The 6,720-nt window shown below is 67.9% G+C and carries 7 protein-coding genes; 1 reads left to right on the top strand and 6 read right to left on the bottom strand.

What is annotated here, in order from left to right:
• Positions 1–407 (top strand): hypothetical protein (locus tag EET13_RS30160; protein WP_211189020.1); only part of this gene is annotated, 407 nt, incomplete at its 5' end.
• Between the two features lie 181 nt (positions 408–588).
• Here EET13_RS30160 and regX read toward each other — a convergent pair.
• The 6 genes from regX to EET13_RS03665 all read right to left on the bottom strand — a co-directional run bounded on the left by regX (position 589) and on the right by EET13_RS03665 (position 6,707).
• Entirely contained in the window at positions 589–1,272 is a 684-nt protein-coding gene (gene regX, locus EET13_RS03690; RefSeq protein WP_122441023.1) for a two-component sensory transduction protein RegX, read from the bottom strand.
• 49 nt (positions 1,273–1,321) lie between these two features.
• Positions 1,322–2,548 carry a sensor histidine kinase gene (locus tag EET13_RS03685; RefSeq protein ID WP_122441022.1) on the bottom strand — a complete coding sequence of 409 codons (1,227 nt, stop codon included), beginning with the start codon at positions 2,546–2,548 and terminating at the stop codon, positions 1,322–1,324.
• A gap of 136 nt (positions 2,549–2,684) precedes the next feature.
• Positions 2,685–3,440, bottom strand: a complete 756-nt coding sequence (locus EET13_RS03680; protein ID WP_122441021.1) for a phosphoglyceromutase — start codon at positions 3,438–3,440, stop codon at positions 2,685–2,687.
• Positions 3,441–3,453: 13 nt separating this feature from the next.
• Positions 3,454–4,008: a type III secretion system chaperone family protein gene (locus EET13_RS03675; RefSeq protein ID WP_211186335.1), complete on the bottom strand. Its 555-nt coding sequence runs from the start codon at positions 4,006–4,008 to the stop codon at positions 3,454–3,456.
• Positions 4,005–5,348 carry a D-inositol-3-phosphate glycosyltransferase gene (gene mshA / locus EET13_RS03670; protein WP_168990661.1) on the bottom strand — a complete coding sequence of 448 codons (1,344 nt, stop codon included), beginning with the start codon at positions 5,346–5,348 and terminating at the stop codon, positions 4,005–4,007. The genes EET13_RS03675 and mshA overlap by 4 nt, the downstream gene beginning before the upstream one ends.
• A gap of 57 nt (positions 5,349–5,405) precedes the next feature.
• A complete protein-coding gene (locus tag EET13_RS03665; RefSeq protein WP_244603744.1) occupies positions 5,406–6,707 on the bottom strand; it encodes an ROK family transcriptional regulator in 1,302 nt (433 codons plus the stop codon).
• Positions 6,708–6,720 lie beyond the last annotated feature (13 nt).

The following is a 6,720-nucleotide window of genomic DNA, read 5'->3' as shown; positions in this document are numbered from 1 at the left end:
GGGCCGGTGGGGCCGGCGGTACCGGGGGTGAGTTCACCGCGGGTATAGACGGCAGGAGCGGTAATGGCGGCGACGGCGGTGATGGCGGCGACGGCGGCGACGGCGGCGACGGCGGCGACGGCGGGGCGGCTGGAACGTCTGGCGTGGGTGGATTGCTCGGACCCTCCCGCGACGGCGGGTTCAGAGTAGGTGGTCTTGGCATCGGCCCGGTGGGATCGGGCGGGGCTGCTGGTGCAGGCGGCGCGGCCGGTGCCGCTGGGGCCGCCGGTGTCGGCGGAGCCGCCGGAACCGGGTTGTTCGCGGGCACCGCCGGGATCGACGGCACCGATGGCACTGCCGGCACGGCCGGCATTGCCGGCAAAGCCGGCCAGCCCGGCCCATCAGGGACCGTGCCGAGACTATTCTAGAGCTGACCCACCGAAGCTGTTGTGGAACTTGGTCTTTGGATTCCCCGCGTCGGCGCCAGATGGTGTCCGTCGGCGAACGTCCCGCGGCCTACGCAAACTCTCGGGGCGTGATCACCTTCGGCTTTCCACCACAGAGCGGCTCCGGGATCGATACCAACCCGCCGGACCCGGAGCAAGCCGGTTAGCCCTCCAGCTTGTAGCCCAGGCCCCGCACCGTCACTAAGTGCACCGGGTTGGCCGGGTCGGCCTCGATCTTGGACCGCAGCCGCTTGACGTGGACATCGAGCGTCTTGGTGTCGCCGACGTAGTCCGCACCCCAGACCCGGTCGATCAGCTGTCCGCGGGTCAACACCCGCCCGCTGTTGCGCATCAGGTATTCGAGCAGATCGAATTCCTTGAGCGGCAGCGTGATGACTTCGCCGTTCACCGAGACGACATGGCGTTCGACGTCCATGCGCACCGGCCCGGATTCCAGGATGCCGTCGCCGGACTCAGCGTCGTCGTCGCCGCCGCGGCGCAGCACCGCGCGGATCCGGGCGATCAACTCGCGTGCCGAATACGGCTTGGTCACGTAGTCGTCAGCGCCCAACTCCAGCCCGACCACTTTGTCGATCTCGCTGTCGCGGGCTGTCACCATGATCACCGGCACGCTGGACCGGGCGCGCAGCTGCTTGCACACGTCGGTGCCCGACATCCCCGGCAGCATCAAATCGAGTAGCACGATGTCGGCGCCGGCCCGGTCGAACTCGGCCAGCGCGGAAGGGCCATCGGTGACCACGGTCGCCTCAAAGCCCTCCTTGCGCAGCAGAAATGCCAGCGGGTCGGCCAATGACTCCTCGTCCTCCACGATCAGTACGTTGGTCATCAGCGCCACTCCTCCTCATTGCTTCGCACTGCATCGTCGCCGGCGCGGGTCATCGCCTCAGCTCTTCCTCTCGTTGCGGCCGGTTGGGTCGTGCCTCACGGGCACGCGGTTGATCCGGCTGCTCTGCATCGTCTCGCTCCGGCGCAGCCGGGATGGACAACGTGAACGTGGACCCGGTTCCCGGCTTGCTCCACACCCCGATGCTGCCGTTGTGGTTGGCGGCCACATGTTTGACGATGGCGAGTCCCAGTCCGCTGCCGCCGGTTGCCCGCGAGCGCGCCTTGTCGCCCCGGAAAAAGCGCTCGAAGACCCGCTCCTGGTCCTCGAGCGCGATCCCGATTCCGCGGTCGGTGACCGCGATCTCGACGTTGTCGCCGCGGCGGCGCCGGCTGATCGAAACCAGCGACCCGCGTGGTGAATAGGCGATCGCATTGGAAACCAGGTTGGCCAGCGCGGTAACGAGCAGGGTTTGGTCGCCCAGCACCCGCAACGCGCTTGGCGCGTCCGTACGAACCTCGATGTCGGCAGTGTCCGCGGCGACTTTGTGACGTGAAATCGCCTCGGACACAATGGTATCGACGTCAACGTCGGTCACATTGTGCAGCCCCTCGGCGCCCTGCAGCCGGGACAGCTCGATCAGCTCCGCTACCATGTCGCCCAGTCGATTGGCCTCAATGAGCACCTTCTCGGCGAACCGCCGAACGGTATCGGGATCCTCGGGTGAGGCGAGCAGGGCTTCGGCGAGCAGCGCCATGGCACCAACCGGAGTTTTGAGCTCGTGGCTGACGTTGGCCACAAAGTCGCGCCGGGTTGCCTCCATCCGTGCATAGTCGGACTGGTCGTGGACAAAGACCACCACGAACCTGCGGTCTTCCTCGCTCAGCAACCGGGCGTGCCCGTGCACCAACAGCCCGGATCGGCCGGCCGCACGCTTGCCGGGGGAAAGGTCGAACTCGACGTCGTCGCCGCCCAGCGCCTGCTGCGCAGCCCGCCAGGCTTGGTCGTCGAGCTGCCGGTCGCGCACCAGACCCAACTCCTTGGCCCGGTGGTTGAGGTAGACGACATCGCGATGGGCATCCACCACCGCCGCACCCATCGGCATCAAGGCGACGATGCGTTGCAGCATCTGCGCGACGGTGATTCCGGCCCGCTCGGTGGCCGCTTGCTGGCGGCGCCGCGCGACCTGCTGCGACAGACGGTTTCCCGCCGCAACACCTACGGCCAGCGCTAGCGCGGACAACACCCCGGCCAGCAACAGTGCCGAGAACACAGTCACAAGCGAAATCCTACAAACTCCGATGAACGCGGCCCTAGCCGAGCGAGGCCGAAATCGGACAAGTCACACCATTCGCAACAGGTGTTCGACTGCCGTTCACGCGTTATTCAGCAAACGACTCTACCGCTGCCGACGATCAGACTTTGGCCGCGCCTTGACTGGCTACCGCGGCAGCTCCGGCCGCCGCGGCCTCCGGGTCCAGGTAGCGACCACCGGGCTGAAGCGGCCGCAATTGGTGGTCCAGGTCGTAGCACAGCGGAATGCCCGTCGGGATGTTCAGTCCGACAATGTCGTCGTCAGACATTCGGTCCAGGTGCTTGACCAGCGCGCGCAACGAGTTACCGTGCGCGACGATCAAGACGGTCTTGCCCGACCGCAAGTCCCCGACGATGACGTCGGTGAAGTAGGGCAGAAACCTGGCCACGACGTCGGCCAGGCACTCGGTCAGTGGGCCACCGCCGATATCGGCATAGCGCGGGTCGGCGTCCTGACTGAACTCGCTGCCCTTCTCGATCGGTGGCGGCGGCGTGTCGTAGCTGCGCCGCCAGGCCATGAATTGCTCTTCGCCATAGCGCGCCTTCGTCTCCGCCTTATTGAGACCCTGTAGGGCGCCGTAGTGGCGTTCGTTGAGCCGCCAGCTGCGCCGCACCGGAATCCACAGTCGATCGGCGCGGTCCAGTGCCAGATGCGCGGTGGTGATCGCGCGTCGCAGCAACGATGTGTAGAGCACGTCGGGCAGCAAGTCATGCTCGACCAGCAGCTTGCCGCTGCGGACCGCCTCGGCCTGGCCCTTGTCGGTTAGGCCGACGTCGACCCAGCCGGTGAACAGGTTGAGGGCATTCCAGTCGCTCTCACCGTGGCGCAGCAGCACCAACGTGGCAGTGTCTCCCATGCCGGCAAGTCTCTCACGCGTTCTCACCGTCATCACCGTCATCGCCGTCGATCAGATGCGCGAAGGCCTGCAGGTTCTTCAGCGATTCACCGCGCGACACCCGCCATTCCCACTCTTTTTGAATCGACGAACGAAAACCCAACTCCAGCAACGTGTTAAAGTCCGAATCCACCGCCTCGAGCACCTGCCCGAGCACTCGGTCGATCTCATCGGCGTCGACGGACGCCAGCGACATCCGACCCACCAGATAGATGTCTCCGACCTTGTCCAAGGTGTACGCGACACCGTAGAGCCGGCGATTGCGTTTGAGCAGGAACCGGTAGACACCCTCGTGGTTCTCGTCCGGTTTGCGGCACACGAAGGCCTCGACGCGCACCGAATGCTCACCGATGCTCAAGATCGTGTTGGTCTTAAGCTTGCGTTCACCCGGCAATTCCACGATGATGCCCGCCGGCCCGCCGTGCGCGCCGGCATGTCGCGAATAGTCCAGTCGGCTTGCCTGCAGCGCCTGTTCGATCACCTGCGCCACAGTCTCGGAGGCATCGGAGGGCTGCGGGGAAGAAGTCACGCGCCCACCCCGCGACGAGCCGTCCAGCGGCGCGGTTTGCGCACCGCAACCAGGTCACGCAGCCGGCGCCGGCGCCCCGCTGTGAAGTCGCCGATCGCCCGGCGGTAACTGGCCAGCAGCGCATCGGTGGTGTTTTCCCACGAGAACCCGGCTGCGTGCGCGGCAGCCGCGCGGCTCATCCCCCAGCCCCGCGGGCCGGCATTGCGACGCAGCAGCTGCTCGATCGCGTCCGCCCACTGGCGCACGTCGTGTCCGGATACCAGCGTGCCGGTGATCCCGTCGCGCACGGCGACCGGCAGCCCTCCGACCGCCGCCGCCACCACCGGCGTACCGCAGGCCTGCGCTTCGATGGCCACCAGACCGAACGACTCCGAATAGCTGGGCACCGCAACCAGGTCTGCGGCGTGGAAAACCGTCGCCAGATCCGTGCGGGACTGCGGCGGCAGGAACGTCACCCGCTGCGCGATGCCGAGATCGCGGGCCAGTTGCACCAGTCCCTCCGGCGCGGCCAGTCCACTGCCCGACGGCCCGCCGGCAACGATGACGCGCACTCCCGGAAGTCTGGCCGCGGCGCGCAGCACGATGTCGGGTGCCTTCAGCGGCTGGATCCGTCCGACGAAGGCCACCACCTGGCCATCGAGCGGCAATCCCAGCGCGGCCCGCGCCGCTCGCCGGTCACCGGGTGAGAACACGTCCAGGTCAACACCGGGATGAACGACGTCAACGCACGCCGGGTCTGCGTGGTGAATCGAAATCAATTGGCGGGCTTCATCTTCGGTGTTGACTATGAGCCGGTCCGCCTCGTCGACCACCTGCTGTTCGCCAACGACGCGCAGTGGGGGCTCGGGGGCGTCACCGTCGGCCAGCGCCGCATTCTTCACCGCGGCCAGCGTATGAGCGGTATGCACCAGCGGCACCGCCCAGCGATCCCGGGCCAGCCAGCCGACCTGGCCGGACAACCAATAGTGCGAGTGCACGATGTCGTAGTAGCCCGGCTCGTGGGCGGCTTCGGCGCGCAGCACCCCCGCCGCAAAGGCGCACAACTGGGTGGGCAGGTCGTATTTGTCCAGACCCTCGAAGGGCCCGGCGACCACGTTGCGCACCAGTACGCCCGGTGCTACCTGCACCACCGGTGGATCGGTGGAGGCGGTGGCCCGGGTGAAGATCTCCACCTCGATACCCCGCCGGGCCAAGTGCAACGCACTTTGCAGCACATAGACATTCATTCCGCCGGCATCTCCGGTGCCGGGCTGGGCCAGCGGCGACGTATGCACCGCCAACAGGGCGACCCGGCGCGGGTCTTCGTCTGCGGCTAGCCGGGGAACGTCGCTGTGGCGCACACTGTCATCTTTACAGGACGCATTCCGGGACCTGGCCTGCGCACGGGCATCAGCGCGCTAAGCGAGCGCCTCCGGTTCGGTATCGGGCACCCGGGTCTCCAGTGCGCCAGCACGGCGCATTGCGGCCAACGGGTCGGCATAGAGCCCGCCCAGCGACACGATGCCGGCCCCGGCTTCTTGCACTCGGTTGCCGAATGCCGTGACCCGGATGTCTCGCGGCGGCAACACGGAGCAGGCGGCGCAGGCCTTCTCCACCTGCTCCATCCCTTCGGGGTACTCGGTGAACGCCTGGCCACCTACTACCAGTTCGTCGGGGTTGAGCACGTCGCGCAGCAGGGCGACCGTCTCGCCGAGCACCCGGGCCCGCTCCCCCAGGAGGTCCCTGGCCTGTTGGTTACCGGCACGAGCTGCCCGTAGCAGGTCGGTGACCGCACCGGCCGAGCCATTGCCGCGCGTTGCCGACGCTGCCGGCAAGATCCGGAGCCGGCGCGCGGCCGCCAATACCGCCTCGTCGCTGACGGTGGACTCGAGTTGACCGGTGCCGCCCAGCAGCTCGGAGCGGGCCGGTAGGCCCGCAATGGTGCCGGGGCCGCTGGCCGGGCAGTGCACCCGCCCGTCGATCGCCAGCGCATACCCCACGGTCTCGCGGGCATAGACGTAAAGGCTGGTCGAAGAGCCCGGGGTGAAACGTCGCATACCGAGTAGTAGCTCGGCGCCGGCCATGGCGTCCACGTGCGATGCCACCGAGACGGGAAGGCCCAGCGCGTCGGCAAGCACCGGCCCGACCGGCGCGCGCTGCCAGCCCAGCCGGGCGTGATCGACGTGGCCGGTGACGCTGTCGACGGTGCCACCGATCGCCACGCCCACCCACAATGCCCGGCGCCGATGCCAGCGCCTCAGGTAGCGGCAGGCGCTGTCGGCCAGTGACCCCAGCGCCGCCCCCGCGGGGCTGAGCGGTGTCGGCGTCTCGACGGCGTCGAGCGTGCGGCCGAACAGGTCGGCGGCCACTATGCTGGTCGTGCGCGCGCCGATGTGGATGCCCAGCGTCACGAATGGCTCGTGGTTGACCTCCACGGGGACTCGGGGCCGCCCGATCGCGCCGGAGACGGCCAAATCGGCGCGCTCCCGCAGCAGACCAGCCTCAAGTAGCGCGATGACCTGGCGGTTCACGGTCGCAATACTCAGCGAGGTAACACTGGCGATGACGTCACGGCCAACGGGGCCACGCAACCGCACGGCCCGGAAGACCGACGCCGCCGCGGAGTCGGCGAGGTGCAGCGACGGCGGCACGACCTGGCGGTACCGCCGCGGCCGGCCGGTAGTGGCGGAGCGATGGGTGGTGAGAGTTGTCGAGTGCACTGGCGTCCTTATT

Source organism: Mycobacterium attenuatum, assembly GCF_900566085.1.
Taxonomy (GTDB): domain Bacteria; phylum Actinomycetota; class Actinomycetes; order Mycobacteriales; family Mycobacteriaceae; genus Mycobacterium; species Mycobacterium attenuatum.
Note: the sequence above shows the minus strand (reverse complement) of the source record. Positions and strands in the feature narration are given on the sequence as shown.

Excerpts from the sequence above, each read along its gene's own strand:
- EET13_RS03680 (WP_122441021.1), bottom strand. The coding sequence starts at position 3,440 with ATGGGAGACACTGCCACGTTGGTGCTGCTGCGCCACGGTGAGAGCGAC.
- regX (WP_122441023.1), bottom strand. The coding sequence starts at position 1,272 with ATGACCAACGTACTGATCGTGGAGGACGAGGAGTCATTGGCCGACCCG.